This window comes from Bacillus sp. KNSH39 (genome assembly GCF_052656585.1).
Window position 1 is genome coordinate 1,311,834 of record NZ_JBQXYO010000001.1, and the last position, 17,069, is coordinate 1,328,902.

Genomic DNA, 17,069 nt, shown 5'->3' on the forward strand with positions numbered 1-17,069 from the left:
ATTGGTATGAAATCGAGGCCATTACATATCAAAATTTTCAAGGGTCAAAATCTACTTTAATCTCGACCCACTATACTCACCATGAAAATATACGCATCCGCTATAAAAGATGGCTACCAACTATTGCACATTCAATTTACTGGTTTTCTATTGAGAAACCAAAAGATTATCATAAAAATTTAATGATAGCTTGGGAAGAAAAGCGAACGAATAAAAACAAACGCCTCCTTTAATTATTATTTAGGGGCGTTCGTTCATTCAAAAATTAAAGAATATGTAGTTTATATTCTCTGTATAATTTCCTCAATCGATTTATATGAGCTTGATGATACCGATTATGATCTGCTATATGCCATATTCCCCATCTTATTGTCGCAGTTTCGCCTTTTTCATACAAAACTTCCCGCGTTAAATCAGTTTCTGTTAGTTTCATACATTCTTCATAAAACAATTTTTGCACTGCTTCATAATCTTGCATTAACTCTTGCAATGTGTTTTTTCTTAAACTTGGTAATTCTCCTACTTCATTTAACATAGGACCATATTTATTTTCAAATGCTGGCGGAACATCTTCTCCCTTGAAACGATACACCCAATGTAAATCAACAACTGCTAAATGCTGAAGTAACTGCCCAATACTATTTTCATTATTTTCAGACCCTTTATAGGATAGTTCGTTCTCTTCAGTACCTTCGACTAACCTTTGCAATCTATTAAACGTATCAGCAACCGTCGCATACAAAATCGCTACTTGAGGGTCCATTTTTCTTTCTAAATGGAGATCTTTCATACAAAACTTCCTCTCTTAAAAGAACAACACCATATGTTCATCATCACTATACACACCATTCATTTTTATAGCCCTTTTTTCAATTCCGTATGTTTTAAATCCCATTGATTCATATAATCGTTTGGCTGGTTCGTTCGTTGACACAACCCCTAAATTCAATTGCTCTAGCTTCATCTCTTTTGCCCTTTCAATTGCTTTACGTATTAAATCACGTGCAAGACCACTTCTTCGATTTTCAGTATCTACATACATTGCAACGATATGTCCTTTATGCTTATATGCGTCTTTTTCTTCTGTTAATAAAGTAACAACCCCAACTAAACGATTTTCATTATTAAAAGCACCAAATGTAAAACTACTGTTGGATGAAAGATTACTAGCAACTCGTTCAAGAGGGTTTTCTTGACGTACTGCTTCTTCATAAGTCGTTATAAATGCTTCTGGATTTACTTGTAGTGCTTGTAAACGCAACTCCCAATATTTTTTTGCATCCGCTTTTGTAAGTAATCGAATCATTTTATTTTCCCCTTTTTAATTTACATAATATTTTTATAGGTTATTAATTTTTGATTCATACTCTTCTTTTAATATACTGTAACGATAGCGATGAATGAACTTTCCCTGTCTCAATCGATCATTTCTCATTAACCCTTCGCATACAAATCCGGCACTTTCATAACTCTTTTTAGCTTTTGTATTATCTTCATCTACACGTAACCAAATTTTCTCCAATTCAAACTGAGAAAAACCTATTTGTAACATGCTGTTTAGAGCTGCCATTCCAAATCCTTTACCCCAATAGTCTTTATTTCCAATCGCAATTCCTAGTTCAGCATTTTTATTTGTTTTATCAAAATTTTTAAGGTCTACCCATCCAATATGTATACCTGTCTCAGTAACCATTGCCCTTTGTTCATAACCATTTTTTCGGCTTATACAAGCTTCAACCCAGTTTCTCGTATCTCCACGAGTGAACGGAGGATATTGATCTGGTAAAACTAAATGCTTTGTTACATCTCTATCTAATGACCATTGATAGCGATCTTCTACATCATCTAGTGTCAATTCTCTTAATTGAACATATGGTACATTCATTTTTTTCTCCTCTCTTTATTTACCAATAGAAAATCCTTCGAACACTCTTCCACCATACTGTTCTAACGTCTTTTCTATAAAATGAATTAATTCATTTTTCCCTCCCGTTTTATAAAAATGATCAAAAGCGGCTACAAATTTGTTTGCATATTGCTCATCATATCTTTTTAGCACTCTAATAAACCATTTTGAACTCCCAAGCCACTTACCATTTACTCTTAATACATATTCATGTACTAAATCGGCTAATAAATTAGCGATAAACAATTCTTCTTCTCTTTTTGTTGCACCAATAAAGTCATCTAAAGTATCCGTAATAAAATATCGCTTCTGCTTAATCGTTTCTTCGGTCCATTTAGCTGGTCCTTTATGTAGTAAATCATTCGCTTCTTTTTTTAATTTCTCAACAATTTCCTGTTCCCCTTTTAAGGCAATCCCTTCTGAAACTAATTGTGGTAACGACGGCCTCCCTCGATCACAATCCATTTTGAAAAAGGTTTTATATGTTTCGAAATTATGAACAAACACCTCAATAGGCCATCCATTACTATAGAAAGATTCTCTATAGCAAGAAGTTAAACTTTGATCGACTATTACAATGTCAAGGTCAGATGTTTTCGTCGCTTCTCCTCGTGCAACGCTTCCGCCGAGTAAAGCTACATCACAATTCGGAAATTGTAATGTAATTATGTTTTGTGCTGCTTCAATTGGTTTCATAACCGATCCTCTTTTCTTATTTCACTTTCTTTTTTTCAGCTCTTTCTCTCGCTTTTTTTATATAGCTTTCTGCATCTGGTGTTTTACATGATGTTGCACCATGATCAACCTCTATTTTTCCAATTTCACTTGCAATTTCAATCGCTTGTCGCTCTAAGTCTTCATTACGAATTCCTATTGCGATTAAAGCACTATTCATCGCTTCTTTTTTTCTATTTTTTTCATTATGTATATTTTCTTTAATCTCTTCTAAGTACGGAGAGAAGAAATCATCATGTAACGTTTTATTTTTAATCGCTATATTTGCTAATAAAGACCAGCCAGCTCTTCCAATCCATTCATCATTAGACTTTATCCACTCTTCCATTCTTTCTATTGCAATTGGCGAAGTACATATAGATGTCATCAGAACATCCATTAAACAGTAATAATCAACATCCTGAATCCAACTATTAAGCTGTTCTGTCGTTATTTTTTTCGGGTCTAAAATATAAGTTGCTAATGTCATTGCGTCCATATTTTTCGTTTCCCACAATTCAACTGCTAAATCGTGATCTTTTTTTATCTTCTTTTTTAACAATTTTAAATTCGCAAAACTAACTCCAAATAACGGCTCTTTCGCTCCGTGGTTTTTATACGTTTTTCGATTTTGTTCTGTTCCATATTCCTCTAGTTGCTGCATTACTTCCTCAAGTAACATATACCCACCTCTTTATCTTTTATGTTAACTGTATATATGTATGTACGATATATTCTACATTACTTTTTGTTTTTCCTATATTTATTTTTAAAATACGGTATGTGAAATTTCTAAACATTGCACAGCTATACCATCAAAAAACTGTACATGTTAAACATACAGTTTTTTGATGGTATCAATTTTGCGTAGAATAAGATATAAACTACGAAAGAACTTTTAATAAGATGTGTATTTCCAACATGTTTAGAAAACGCTTCAAAATGGTTTACTATCTTACTTTTATACCTCCTTCATAAATTATGTTTACTACATTTGTTCTTAGCCAAAATACTTTCTACATTTTAATAACTCTCTCAATAAAAATTTCTTATATAAAAATCCCTACAAACACTGTAGGGATTTATGTCTAAATCATTTTGTTACACTCTATTTCATATGAAAATAGTTTTCTTATTCAGATGCATTCATAAGCACAATTCTCCAACCGTCTGGATCCTCTATTGTGGTTCCTTTCTCTATCCAATACGGGTTTTCAGGTTCTACCTCATGATAGCCCATATTACTTAATCGATTCACTATCTTTTCAATTTCATCTTTAATAGGCATATAAAAAACTAGTAAATTATCTTTTGTCGGTGCCGGACATGGACTTCCATTAACATGTGTAGTAAACTCCAAATGATACTCTTCATCTGGTAAGCCAAACATAACCCCATCATATCCTTCATGATTGTGAAATTCCCCTATACGTTTTAAACCTAATCCTGTTTCATAAAAACTTATCACTTCTTCAAATTTATCTGTTGGTCTTGCAATTCTAAATTGAACCCAATTCTTCATGCAAATCTCCTCCTTTTCATTTTCCAAAGCTTTATAGTAATTAGTATAGGTTACATATATTCCCTTTAACATCCCTCATTAGTGTGAACTTCCTAAGTTGAAAGACCTATTAGTTAATAAACAATAGGACTTTAGTATAAAATTCATATAAAATTAGTTATATAAATATAGAGATGAATTACAAGCTATTACGTATGAAATAGTTCTCCTTGCAGGGCCTTTATATACCGATCAGCAGATCTTTGTACAGCTTTATTCGCATCTTCCACCACACCATGAAATGCATTATATAGTCGACTAAATTGGATATCTTTTACCTTCTCTGCCATATCTCTAACTTTATTCGCTGGTAATGGAATGAGATTGGGATAACTATACATAAAACTTACCCATTTTCGATCCGAAACTACTTGTATAATATCACCTGATAACAAAATACCTTTCCCTTCATTACCGTCTTTCCAATGTATAACAGTTCCACCCTTAAAATGGCCTCCTAAGCGATGCAATGTAAGTTCTTCCGATAATATCAGATGCTCCCCAGACCAAAATTTAATTTGCTTACTCGGACGAACCACCCACTCTTTATCATCTTCATGAATATAAATAGGTACATTGAATGTTTCCGCCCATTTAACTTGTGTAGAGTAATAATGTGGATGAGAAAGTGCTATTGCTTGAATACCACCTAAATCATATATACGTTGTATCGTTTTATCATCTAAATAACTAATGCAATCCCACATAACATTTAGAGTTTTACTTTGTATTAAAAATGCTGTTTGTCCAATCGCAAATTTAGGTTTAGTAGTAATGCTATACAAACCGCTTTCTTCTTTTATTATTTCGTTTTTGTATAAATTGCTATTTTGCATCGTTTCTAATGTTGTCCATGACTGCCCAATTGGATTAACATATTGTCTTTCCTCATTACAAATTTTACAGCGAGAAGGTGCTTCTTCATTTTCGGGATACTGTACTCCACATGTAGTGCAAATATAATTATCCATATTCCCACTCCTTTTTTCATGTAATTGTTTCTTTACCAATATTTTAATAAAAAACAAAAATATTCGAATCAATAATTGGAACGAAAACGAAGTGATACGAAAGTATGATTTGGTGATTGAAAGTTTAAATAATAAAGTTTAAATTCATCCTATTTTTCAAAACTGCAATTGATATAAAATCTTGCATACTTTTGAGTAAACTTTTTTACACTTGTAAAAAAGTTTTTTTGCATTTCCCTACCTATAATTGCTAATATAGTAGAGTAGAACTTTTATAGAGAGAAGGAAAATTATGCACAATGGAATTCGAATGACAACTTTAGTAAAAAGGGCTATGTTAGTTTGTGCGGGGGTATTATTCACATACGAAGTAGCTTTTGGATCAGTACATACTGCTCTAGCTAGTACAGAGGATGAAGCAAAATCTGTTCAACTTGTAAGTGAGATTCAAACATCTCTTGCTCCGAAAGAAGCTCCAAAACATTATAACGGGCAAGTTAGAAAAGTCGCTTATTTAACATTTGATGACGGTCCTGGAAAATACACAGCTGAGCTTTTAGATATGTTAAAGAAAGAAAATGCAAAAGCAACATTCTTCCTAATTGGTTCAAACGTAAAAGCTTTCCCTGATCTTGTAAAACGCGAAGATGCTGAAGGTCACTACGTTGGGATGCACAGTATGACTCATAACTACAAGAAACTTTACACTGAAGGTCATTACGTAGATGAAATGAAGGAAGACCAAGGCTTAATCGCTGGTGTTTTAGGTAAATCACCAGTATTAACTCGTCCATCTTACGGCTCTATGCCAGGATTAAACGAAGCTCTTCGCAACAAAGTTGTAGAAAATGGCTTAAAAGTTTGGGATTGGACAATTGATTCTTTAGACTGGAAATATAACAAAATGCAAGTTGATGCTGCATCTGCTAAAATTGTAGAAAACGTGTTACATGGTGCTACAAATCCAACAGAAGTTATCCTTATGCATGATATTCATCCACAATCAGTAAAAGCAGTTCCTGGAATTATTAAAGGACTGAAAGAAAAAGGATATGAATTAGAAGCATATAATGAGAACGAACACTTCCCATTAAACTTCTGGCATGATAATCGTATGTAATGAAAAGACTTGATTTCCTTTAGCTGGGAATCAAGTCTTTTTATCATTTTGGGAATTACTCCTCGTATATTCGACTCAAACTCCCCCTTCTCTAATATCAATAAAAATTCAAAATCACATGTTATACTATAATTTAGTTTAAATAAGTAGGTGCCATATGATCGTATATACAGTACAAACTGAAGAAGCATGGAAACAATTTAAGAAACTTGGTTATTTAGAAGGTAATAAAGAATTCATCGATCCAGACGATGTATATTCATATGACTGGATGGTGCGCGTCGCTAAAACAAGATTGCCTCATTACGAAGGTAACTATCCTATTTGGGTCTGGGAAGCAAATAATTACCCAAATCGAAATCATAAAGCTTGGGGTAGAACAAATTCAAAAATGGTAATTTTAACACTAGATGTACCGAAAGAATGGGTACTATGGAGCTATTTTGACTATTGGTGCTGTGCTATGACTGATGGATCAACATATTTACATACAAAAAATAAGTGTACTTTAGATGAATGGTATACATATATGGATAAAGAATACGGGATAACATTTGATTTCGACTATTTATTATCTCATCCTGATTGGTGTCTAGGTAAAGAGGATTCGTTAGAAAAACAAGGTGTTATCGGCAAAATACCCCTTTCCTTCGTGAAAAAAGTAAGACGTTTTCGTGCTAAGACAGATAAGTCTATTAGTAAAATCCGAAGTGATAACTGGGATAATAGAAAAGAAAACCGCATTAAAAAGATGAATCGAAAATTAAGAAAGCGAAACGATAAACAAAAAAGAATACAAAAGCGACTTATACGAAATTAAAACATATATCAAAATACAGTAAGAAATTATGGATTGAATATACAAATTCAATCCTATTTTTTATATTATCAACACTTTAGCACATATTACTCTTAAGGAGTGATATGTATATGGATTTTCTTTCAGCCGAATATTTGTCCGCCCTACTTGCCATCATTGTAATTGATTTAGTGTTAGCCGGTGATAATGCCATTGTAATTGGATTAGCAGCAAGAAGATTACCGAAAGTTCAGCAAAAGAAAGTTATTATATGGGGAACTATCGGGGCAATCGCGATTAGAGCCCTCGCTACCTTAGTTGTTGTTTGGTTGTTAAAAATACCAGGGCTACTTCTAATTGGTGGTGTACTCCTTATATGGATTGCTTATAAATTAATTGCTGAAGGCAAAGATCATGATATTAAGGCCGAAGAAGGATTTTGGTCTGCTATTAAAACCATTATTATTGCTGATGCGTTAATGGGCATCGATAATGTACTCGCTGTTGCAGGAGCTGCCCATGGTAACTTTTCTTTAGTAATCATCGGATTATTAGTGTCTATTCCAGTAGTCGTATGGGGCAGTACATTGATTTTAAAATGGGTAGATTGTTTTCCTGTCATCATTACGATTGGAGCAGCCGTTTTAGCTTATACTGCCGCGAAAATGATTGTAGATGAGAAATGGTTCGCTGGATTTTTCGAAAGTAACCCTTTGGTTAAATGGGCATTTATCATTATTATCATCATCGGCGTAGTTTTCTTCGGAAAGGCTAAACAAAAAGCAACAGCTAGTTCTGTCTCATAATGATGGTATATTTACAAATAAAAGGCGCTATTCATATGAATAGCGCCTTTTATTATTTATTTAGCTTCCCCTTCCGGAGTCGTTTTTACCTTCGTTTTGTTTTTATCGCGGTTGTTATAGTTATACTTCGAACGATCTACTGGAGTGAATCCTTCCGGTGTGTAGAATCGTAATAAGTCACCATTCACGACTTGGTCAGAGTATTTTAGTGAGTTTTGAACCATTTGTTCATTTTTCTTTATTTCATCTGTAAATTCTACAGGTTTTCCAGTAGTTGTATCATAGTATTTGCCGTTTAGTGCAGTAACTGTTGGGCTTACGTAGTTACCGTTACGGAACGCAACGACTTGTTTATGATCTGGTGATAATAAATCAGAACCGAATTGAACATAATTCTTTGTATCTGTACCTAGTAAGTGTAATAGCGTTGGAAGAACGTCAATTTCACCACCGTATTGATGTTGTACGCCACCTTTCACTCCTGGTACACGAACGATTAATGGTACACGTTGTAACTGTGCATTTTCAAATGAGTTCATTTCTTTACCCATTACTTTTGACATTGCTGCGTTATGATTATCTGAAATACCGTAATGGTCTCCGTACATAACAATAATTGAGTTATCATATAAACCAGATTGTTTCAAGTAATCGATGAAGCCTTTTACAGATTCATCTAAATAGCGTGCTGTTTGGAAGTACGTATCTACTGATGAATCACCTGTTGTTGCTGGTTCAATCGTTGCTTCTGCCTTATCGATTGGATAAGGGAAATGGTTCGATAACGTAATAAACTTCGTATAGAACGGTTGTTTCAACGTTTGTAATAACGGAATAGATTCATTAAAGAACGGTTTATCTTTTAACCCGTAGTTTACTACGTCTTTTTCATTCATATCGTAGTATGACGCATCAAAGAATTTATTAAAACCAAATGATTTATAAATATCGTCACGGTTCCAAAATGTTTTGTAGTTACCGTGGAATACTGCTGATGTGTATCCTTGTTGTCCTAAAATAGCTGGTGCTGATTGATACGTATTATGAGATTTCGTTGTAAAGACAGAACCTTGCGGTAAACCAAACATTGAATTCTCTAACATAAACTCCGCATCAGATGTTTTCCCTTGTCCTGTTTGATGGAAGAAGTTATCAAAATAAAGTGTATTCGCATCTTTTGTAAATGAGTTTAAGAACGGTGTAACTTCTTGACCATTTAATTTGTAATCAATTAAGAAGTTTTGGAATGACTCTAAATGAATGTAAATTACGTTCATTCCCTTTCCTTTACCGAAATACTCAGGATTTGGACTTGCATAAGTTGATGTTAAATAATTTCGTACTTCTGTCATATTATCGCCATCAGCTAATGCTCGTTCTGTCGATGCTTTCGCACTTTGAATTCCATCATAAATTGTGTAGTTGTATGCACCTAAATATTTCACAATATAATTACGGTCAAACGTTCTTGTTAATAATTCAGGACGGTCAGACTCTGCAAGACCTAAGTTAACACTGAATAATAAAATACCTGCTACAAATACTAGAGATAATTTATGCTTCGCAACACGAATTGGTTTTGGATTTGCAAATTTTGTTGCGACTAACACAATTAATATAATCGTGTCTAAGAAGTATAATGGATCATAAAGATGTAGCAACGCAAGAATACTACCACCTAAATCTCCAAAGTTATTCGTTTGTGTTAATGTCGGGAACGTAATAAAGTCACTGAAAAAGCGATAGTATACTACGTTTGCGTATAAAAGAATCGACAATAACAAATTAATGATAATTAACCAAATATAAGATCGTTTCCCTTTTGCAAATAATGCAAGTCCTAAAAATAGAACTGCTGAACTAAGCGGGTTAAAAAACAGCAAGAATTTTTGAATTGTGTTTGAAATTCCTAAATTGAATTCCGTTACATAAGCTGCATATGTTTTGAGCCACAATAAAATAACGGCAAACAGAAAGAATCCAAAATGATTGCTTAACACACTTTTGCTCTTTAATAAGAACTGTTTCATTTCTCCACCTCTTTTGATCATCCAAGGCTTATTTTTTTATAAGTCTGTCTCTCTATTCAAATTTTCTTCTTCAAATAGATTATCTTTATTTAACTATATGAAGAATATTAGTAATTATAATTTGAAGCTAGTATTTATTCAACTATTTCTTTCTAGACATTTTGACCTTGGTTTCTATTTAACAAAATAAATTTGTAACATTTCCTGTTTTCTCCCAAGATTCATCCACTAATTATGACACCCCATACTATATACCTTTATAAACTCATTCGCAAACTATTCTATCTCCAAATTTGGTACATATTTCACATGACAAAATAATACGATTTGATTATATTACTCCACTTACATTTCCCTTCTTCAACTAACTCTTTAAATCTTAAAGTCATTACATCCCTTCATACATGAAAAAATTCTCCTGTTCATTAATATTATATTTGAATAATTATTCATTTGACCGACCAGCGATGTTACGTTTTCTCGACAAAAAAACTCGCTCTAAAAAGAGCGAGTTTTTTCATTATATATTATTGACCTTTGTACATTGCATCTACTTGTTTTTGAAGTTCCTCATTTTCTAAGAACTCATCATAAGTAGCCTCTTTATCGATTACACCGTTTGGTGTTACTTCGATAATGCGGTTTGCAATTGTTTGCACGAACTGATGGTCATGAGATGTGAATAAGATTGTACCTTTGAATGCAATTAAACCGTTGTTTAATGCTGTGATTGACTCAAGGTCTAAGTGGTTCGTTGGATCGTCAAGTGTGATTACGTTCGCACCACTTAACATCATTTTAGATAACATACAACGAACTTTTTCGCCTCCAGATAATACAGAAACGTTCTTTTTAACTTCTTCACCTGAGAATAACATACGGCCTAAGAAACCACGTAAGAAGCTTTCAGACTCATCTTGTGGAGAAAATTGACGTAACCATTCAACTAAGTTGTAATCACTATTCTCAAAGTACTTAGAGTTATCTCTTGGGAAGTAAGACTGAGAGGTTGTAACACCCCATTTGAATGAACCACTATCAGGCTCCATTTCACCCATAAGAATTTTAAATAATGTTGTCATCGCAATATCGTTACGGCCGATAAATGCAACTTTATCACCTTTATTTAAAGTGAAGTACACATTATCTAACACTTTTTCACCATCAATTGTTTTAGAAAGACCTTCAACAGTTAATAAGTCATTTCCTACTTCACGCTCAGGTGTGAAACCAACGAATGGGTAACGACGTGATGACGGTCTAATATCATCTAATGTAATTTTGTCTAATAATTTTTTACGAGAAGTTGCTTGTTTCGCTTTAGAAGCGTTTGAACTAAAGCGTGCAATGAAGTTTTGTAACTCTTTTACTTTCTCTTCTTTTTTCTTATTAGCATCTTGTGTTAATTTTAAAGCTAATTGGCTTGACTCATACCAGAAGTCATAGTTACCAACATAAAGTTGAATTTTACCGAAATCAAGGTCAGCCATGTGCGTACATACTTTATTTAAGAAGTGACGGTCATGGGATACTACGATAACTGTGTTTTCAAAGTTCATTAAGAAGTTTTCTAACCATTGGATCGCTTTTAAGTCCAAGTGGTTAGTAGGCTCATCTAATAATAGAATGTCAGGTTGACCGAATAAAGCTTGAGCAAGTAATACTTTTACTTTCTCTGCACCAGTTAATTCTGACAATTTCTTATCATGAAGATCTTCACCAATACCTAAACCTTTAAGAAGGATTGCAGCTTCTGACTCAGCTTCCCAACCGTTAAGCTCAGCGAACTCACCTTCAAGTTCAGCAGCACGCATACCATCTTCATCACTAAAGTCTTCTTTCATGTAAATAGCATTTTTCTCTTGCATTACTTTGTAAAGTTGCGTGTGACCCATAATTACTGTTTCTAATACTGGGAACTCTTCATATTCGAAGTGGTTCTGTTTTAATACTGCTAGACGCTCACCTGGCGTAATATGTATGTCACCTGTTGATGGTTCAATTTCTCCAGATAAAATCTTTAGAAATGTAGATTTACCAGCACCGTTTGCTCCGATTAAACCGTAGCAGTTACCTGGCGTGAATTTTATGTTAACATCTTCAAATAATTTGCGATCCGCGAAACGCAAACTAACGTTACTTACTGTAATCATTTGTGTCCTCCTACTAATACCGCTTATTTCAGCGTTTTCTCACCGATTGTCTTAAAAAATCGCATATTACGACTCAATTATTGTAGACTATAGCTATTATATAGTAGAAGCTGGATGAATAGCAACGGTTGATTGCTATTCCTTTCTTTCCAAACTCGAATAAAACCTTTGTTTTTAATTAGATTAAAGTTACATACACGTTTTAAAGAGGATTCATTTTGAAAAAACATTTATAATTGGAGCATTATGTTTATCAATTGAAATAACACAATAATTTGTATGCATTTCGCATTATAAATAGCAAACTAAAACGCTCAGAAAATATTCTGAGCGTTTTCATTTCCTTCTCCAACTAAAGCACCAGGTAGTGTAAAAAGCTATTTCACCATTTGTATTGTTAACTTATCTTTTAACATTGACCTATATGAGTCAATTTCATATTTTGTATTATTGATTTTTTCTTTTTTCATTTTTAACATATCGAATATTTCTAACTCTAAATTCCTTCTAGCTTCAAGAACTTTTATCGCTCCTTCTACCCCTGAATGGTTATGTTCTTTCCCATAGCCTTGGTTCGTGTAATAGTCGACAATTCCTGTGGACCATTCTGGATTTCTTTCTTTTAATGCCTTCCTAAATGAAAATTCAAGATCATCTTGTTCTACATAAAATAACATTGGATTTAAATTCTCTATGATTTTTGCAACTTTCATTACATAATTTATTATTTTTTCTTTTTGTTCACCGTATTTAATCATCCCAATTGTTAATGGATTTTGTATGAAACAACATTCAAAAATATAAACCTTATTATCTTCTAGAGCAATTTCAGCAAAGTCATTCCATTTGTCAGCAATTAATTCAACATTTTTATCGAATGGCAATTCATATATATCGTTTTTAAAAATATCATTACATAATTCGTCCGAAAACTGGTCACCAAACTCATTTTTTATCTTTCTGTATGGTAATAAATAATTGCTTCCTTTTTTTAAAACTCTTTTAAGAAGCACTTCTTTAAAATCTCCACTGTTAGATACTAATCTATCGAATTCAAATTTATTAAAACAAGATACACCATCATAGTCGGCGGGGTGATTCAAATTCCCCTCTAAAAATAGTTCAACTTCAATTTTATTTTGGCTTAGAATTTCATTTATTAGCTTTGCAGTGGTCGATTTTCCAAATCCAGGTAAACCTTCTACTATTATTAGTTTTGTATTCATATTTATAAATCCCTTCCTTCAAAGTATTTAACCAAGATTTAAAAAATTACTTACTCCACTGCAATCACTCCTTCAAAATACGATATTCAACATTTCCTTTGAAAAATCCTTCTTAAAGTAACCTGACCGTTAGTTTAAGAACATTTTTTTCACAATCTCTATCATTATTTTAACATAAATTTCCATTTACCTTTAAAAAAAGATAGTCCACCATTATTTGAGTGAACTATCTAAAGTAAATTATATCTTTTAAATCAAATACTTTGTCAGTAATCCCCAATCGTTGCGCTGGTGTTTTTACTGTTTTCTTTTTCTCTTCCTTTGCAATTTAACTAGATAAAAGTACTTAAACAATGCAATAACAATTAAAAAAGGGATGCTAAATCATATGTGATTTACATCCCTAATTTGTGTGTTATTTTATATGTTCTCTCCCATAACTGAAACAGTTACTTTTAAAAGGGGATTCTTTTATTTTCTTTCACTTAATTTCTTTGCATAATTCTTCATTTTACTCGTTAAACCTATTAAAGCAGGTAACAATATTGGCATCACAATGATAGCTAATAGTAACAACGCAACGCCAACTACGGATGCTACTTGTATAAGCGTTAATACACCTGAAGGGATTAATGCAGCAAATGTACCACCTAAAATAAGTGCCGCTGATAATACGACTCCTCCGATATGACGAGAAGCAGTTACAATTTTCGTCGCTGGGTCCCCTTCTAACTCATTGTATCTCATCATTACAAAAATACTATAATCCACTCCTAAAGCGACAATCATTATGAAACTAAAGAATGGAACATTCCAGCTTAATGAATCTACATGTAAAATATGCGTACTAATTTGTTCACTTATCCCTAATGATGCAAAGTAAGCTAATAGTAACGATCCAATAATAAAGATGGTGTTTAATAATGAACGTGTAATCACAATTAATACAATCGCGATTCCAATTAACATAATTGTAGCTGTACGTAAGAAATCTTGCCCAGTTACTTCTTTTAAATCAACGTTTCTAGCTGTCGTTCCTCCGATTGCTGTTTTCGCATGATTTAATTCCGACCCCTTCAAAGTACCATCTATTGTGTTATTGATTTCTTGAATAATTGGCATCGCTTCTTTTGAATACGGATTTACGTCTAAAATGATTGTCATTTTAGCAGTCTTTCTATCATGTGACATGTACGTATTCAAAGCTTTTTGGAAATCTTCTCCCTCCAAAACTTCTTTTGGAATATAGAATTTCTCAGAGCTTTTTGATTCGTTCAGTTCTCCTAAATATTTCTGAGCATCCCCTAGGCCATTACTTACCTTTTCAAGGCCTTCTGTACTTTTAGTTAGTCCGGATTGTAATTGACCCATCTGTTCTTGCAAGTCTTTCAGTCCGGTTAATAGCTGACCTTGCCCATCGTTTATTTTCGTTAATCCGGTTTGTAACTCAGATGACTTGTTCGCAATTTGTTTTGAACCTGAAGCACCTTCATTTAATCCATTTTTAAGATCAGCTGCTCCTTTTTGTAACTTAGTAACTCCATTGTTCATTTCTTTTAAGCCATTATCCACTTTCAATAACGATTGATTCGCTTCTTTAAATGATCCCATCGCCGCATTATGCTGCGCTTTCAATTTATTTAATTCATTTGAAAGCCCACCTAATTGCTTTTGAGCCTCTTTAGCAATTCCTATCGTCTGCAGAATGTTAGGATCATTTGCTAATTCTGGTTTCGTTTGAATGAAATTGGTCATTAACATTTCAATTTGTTCATAACCTTTCTTCGCACCGTCAATCGCTTGAGAAATACTTCCGAAGTATTGATCGTAAGAACTTAAACCTTTTTCTAACTGTGTATAGCCAGCATGAAGTTGTGAAGTTGCTTGAGATAATACACTTATATTTTCATTTACTGAAGTTAACCCACTCTCAATTTGCCGCGCACCTTGTGCTCCGTCATTTATGCCATTGGATAGTTGATTTAAAGCTGTTCCTAATGCTGATACACCACTTTTCGCTTCATTTGTTCCATCAATTAACTTTTGAACGTTCGCAAGACTATTTGAGTCCTTATTACCCATCTTATCTTTCGCAGTAGTTAATCCATCATTAATTTCCTTTATACCACCATTGGCATCTCCTAAACCTGTATTTAGTTCACCCGCTTGTTTATTTATATATAGTTCTTTAATCCTATCACCAGTTGGACGTGTCGGTGAATATACTTCTGAAACACCTTTTACTTTCAAAATCTTATCAGTTAGTTCATCTAAAGCTTGAAGCGAACTCGCCTCATCTAACTTGTTATTCGATTGAATGACTAACGTACTTGGTGAAGAAAAACCAGGTGGAAAATGTTCTTCTATTACGTTAATCCCCATTTTCGACTCATATTTATTGTCTACTTCAAATAAATCGTTGTAATTAAGTGTATTAGAATACTTTAATATGAAAGGAATTGATATCACGAATACAATAATTAAAGCTACAAATGGTCTCACTACTGAGTTTTTCGCAAAGAATCCCCATAGACGACTGTCTTCATGACCTTTAAATGTTTTAACGGGATAAAACATCCCTTTTCCTAAAAGCACCATAAAAAACGGATTTAACGTAGTTAATACTAGTAATAAAACTGCGACACCAATTGCTACCGCTGAAGTAGATTGATATAGTTTAAAACTCGCTAAAGCAAGAGATGCAAAACCAATTAGTACTGCTATCCCGCTATATAAAACGGTTTTCCCTGCCGATTTAAATGTTTCTTTCGTAGCCAAAAATGCGTTTTCTCGTTTACTTAATTCTTCTTTAAATCTCGTAAATAATAAAATGTTATAGTCTGTTCCAACCCCAAACAGGACAACAACGACAAACACTTGTGTAAAGTTAGAAAATGGAAAATTAAATTGATCTACTAAATGAGCAATAATCCCCATTGAAACTAAATATGATACCCCAACAGTAAGAAGAGAAACAATTGGAACAATAGGTGAACGGAATACAATGATTAATATTACAAGAATGAAAATGATTGAAATAACTTCAGTCTTTTTCACTCCCTCTTGAGAAGATGTAAGGAAATCTCCTGCTATTAAATCACTTCCTGTTAAGTACGTTGTTACCCCTTTCGTTTTCACTTTATTATGAAGGTTATTTGTAACTTTCGATATTTCACCATGCTTTTTATCTATCGATATTTGCGTTAAAATAGTCGTATTATCTTTAGAAACTAATTGTTTCTCTAATTCTTTATTATCTAAATGTGAAACAACTTCTTTAATTCCTAATTGTTCTTTTTCATTTTGCAAAGCGTTGATTGTTTTTATTATTTCCTCTTTTTGCTCAGTCGTTAAAGCTGTTTTACTGTCACTATTAAAAACAACTATAATGTCATACTTTTCTGTCCCGTCTTTATCCATTTCTTTTATCATTTTGTCAGCAATACTACTTTGTTCTGTATTAGGAATCGTAATGTGCCCTTTTTCTTTCACTAATTTATCCATATTAGGCATCGTTACGATCATTGTAATGGTAATAACTATCCATAATAGAAAAGATAAACTTCTCCAATTTTTCAGCTTGCTCATTTGCATCATCTCCCGCGATTAAAATTTACGTTAGTTACGGAATGAATATTCATTCCTATTATTCTATTACATTATTTGTAAACTCTATTAAACTAGTCTTTCCGGAATGAATATTCATTCCTTTAGTTGCACAAATACCCTCTCCTACTCTCATTTTTTAATTCTATTTAGGAATGAATATTCATTCCTGTCCTT

General features: G+C 33.1%; 13 protein-coding genes and 1 pseudogene. 3 read left to right on the forward strand and 11 right to left on the reverse strand.

The annotated features are described in order from the left end of the window. Window positions 1-265: 265 nt before the first annotated feature. From ACUL40_RS06650 to ACUL40_RS06680, 7 genes and pseudogenes are all read right to left on the reverse strand, one after another. A complete protein-coding gene (locus tag ACUL40_RS06650; protein WP_227900837.1) occupies window positions 266-790 on the reverse strand; it encodes a DinB family protein in 525 nt (174 codons plus the stop codon). Between the two features lie 15 nt (window positions 791-805). Beyond that, a complete protein-coding gene (locus tag ACUL40_RS06655; protein ID WP_000620314.1) occupies window positions 806-1,306 on the reverse strand; it encodes a GNAT family N-acetyltransferase in 501 nt (166 codons plus the stop codon). A 33-nt stretch (window positions 1,307-1,339) separates the two neighbouring features. Then, window positions 1,340-1,885, reverse strand: coding sequence for a GNAT family N-acetyltransferase (locus ACUL40_RS06660; RefSeq protein WP_227900838.1), 546 nt, complete (start codon window positions 1,883-1,885; stop codon window positions 1,340-1,342). After that, a pseudogene (locus ACUL40_RS06665) lies at window positions 1,842-2,602 on the reverse strand (nucleotidyltransferase domain-containing protein). Before ACUL40_RS06665 ends, ACUL40_RS06660 begins: the two are co-directional and overlap by 44 nt. A 16-nt stretch (window positions 2,603-2,618) precedes the next feature. Next, the gene (locus ACUL40_RS06670) at window positions 2,619-3,302 is read right to left on the reverse strand and encodes a DNA alkylation repair protein (RefSeq protein ID WP_000923448.1); all 684 of its coding nucleotides are present in this window, start codon (window positions 3,300-3,302) and stop codon (window positions 2,619-2,621) included. Window positions 3,303-3,752: 450 nt separating this feature from the next. Beyond that, window positions 3,753-4,142, reverse strand: a complete 390-nt coding sequence (locus ACUL40_RS06675) for a VOC family protein (RefSeq protein WP_000800667.1) — start codon at window positions 4,140-4,142, stop codon at window positions 3,753-3,755. A 188-nt stretch (window positions 4,143-4,330) separates the two neighbouring features. Further along, window positions 4,331-5,152 (reverse strand): MBL fold metallo-hydrolase, encoded by an 822-nt coding sequence (locus ACUL40_RS06680; protein WP_000371021.1) that lies wholly within the window; start codon window positions 5,150-5,152, stop codon window positions 4,331-4,333. A 292-nt stretch (window positions 5,153-5,444) separates the two neighbouring features. Here ACUL40_RS06680 and ACUL40_RS06685 point away from each other — a divergent pair, with 292 nt between their 5' ends. The 3 genes from ACUL40_RS06685 (at window position 5,445) to ACUL40_RS06695 (ending at window position 7,877) form a co-directional block, all read left to right on the forward strand. Further along, window positions 5,445-6,272, forward strand: a complete 828-nt coding sequence (locus ACUL40_RS06685; protein ID WP_000551452.1) for a peptidoglycan-N-acetylglucosamine deacetylase — start codon at window positions 5,445-5,447, stop codon at window positions 6,270-6,272. Between the two features lie 157 nt (window positions 6,273-6,429). Continuing rightward, window positions 6,430-7,092, forward strand: a complete 663-nt coding sequence (locus tag ACUL40_RS06690) for a DUF3841 domain-containing protein (protein WP_000637706.1) — start codon at window positions 6,430-6,432, stop codon at window positions 7,090-7,092. Between the two features lie 110 nt (window positions 7,093-7,202). After that, window positions 7,203-7,877 carry a TerC family protein gene (locus ACUL40_RS06695; protein ID WP_445422891.1) on the forward strand — a complete coding sequence of 225 codons (675 nt, stop codon included), beginning with the start codon at window positions 7,203-7,205 and terminating at the stop codon, window positions 7,875-7,877. Between the two features lie 56 nt (window positions 7,878-7,933). On the opposite strand, the gene ACUL40_RS06700 is transcribed toward ACUL40_RS06695, so the two are convergent. The 4 genes from ACUL40_RS06700 to ACUL40_RS06715 form a co-directional block, all read right to left on the reverse strand. Next, a complete protein-coding gene (locus tag ACUL40_RS06700) occupies window positions 7,934-9,907 on the reverse strand; it encodes an LTA synthase family protein (protein ID WP_000808770.1) in 1,974 nt (657 codons plus the stop codon). A gap of 527 nt (window positions 9,908-10,434) precedes the next feature. After that, the gene (locus ACUL40_RS06705; protein ID WP_000633864.1) at window positions 10,435-12,060 is read right to left on the reverse strand and encodes an ABC-F family ATP-binding cassette domain-containing protein; all 1,626 of its coding nucleotides are present in this window, start codon (window positions 12,058-12,060) and stop codon (window positions 10,435-10,437) included. 377 nt (window positions 12,061-12,437) lie between these two features. Beyond that, window positions 12,438-13,286 (reverse strand): hypothetical protein, encoded by an 849-nt coding sequence (locus ACUL40_RS06710; RefSeq protein ID WP_001093195.1) that lies wholly within the window; start codon window positions 13,284-13,286, stop codon window positions 12,438-12,440. 471 nt (window positions 13,287-13,757) lie between these two features. Beyond that, entirely contained in the window at window positions 13,758-16,874 is a 3,117-nt protein-coding gene (locus ACUL40_RS06715) for an MMPL family transporter (RefSeq protein WP_320480629.1), read from the reverse strand. Window positions 16,875-17,069: the final 195 nt, after the last annotated feature.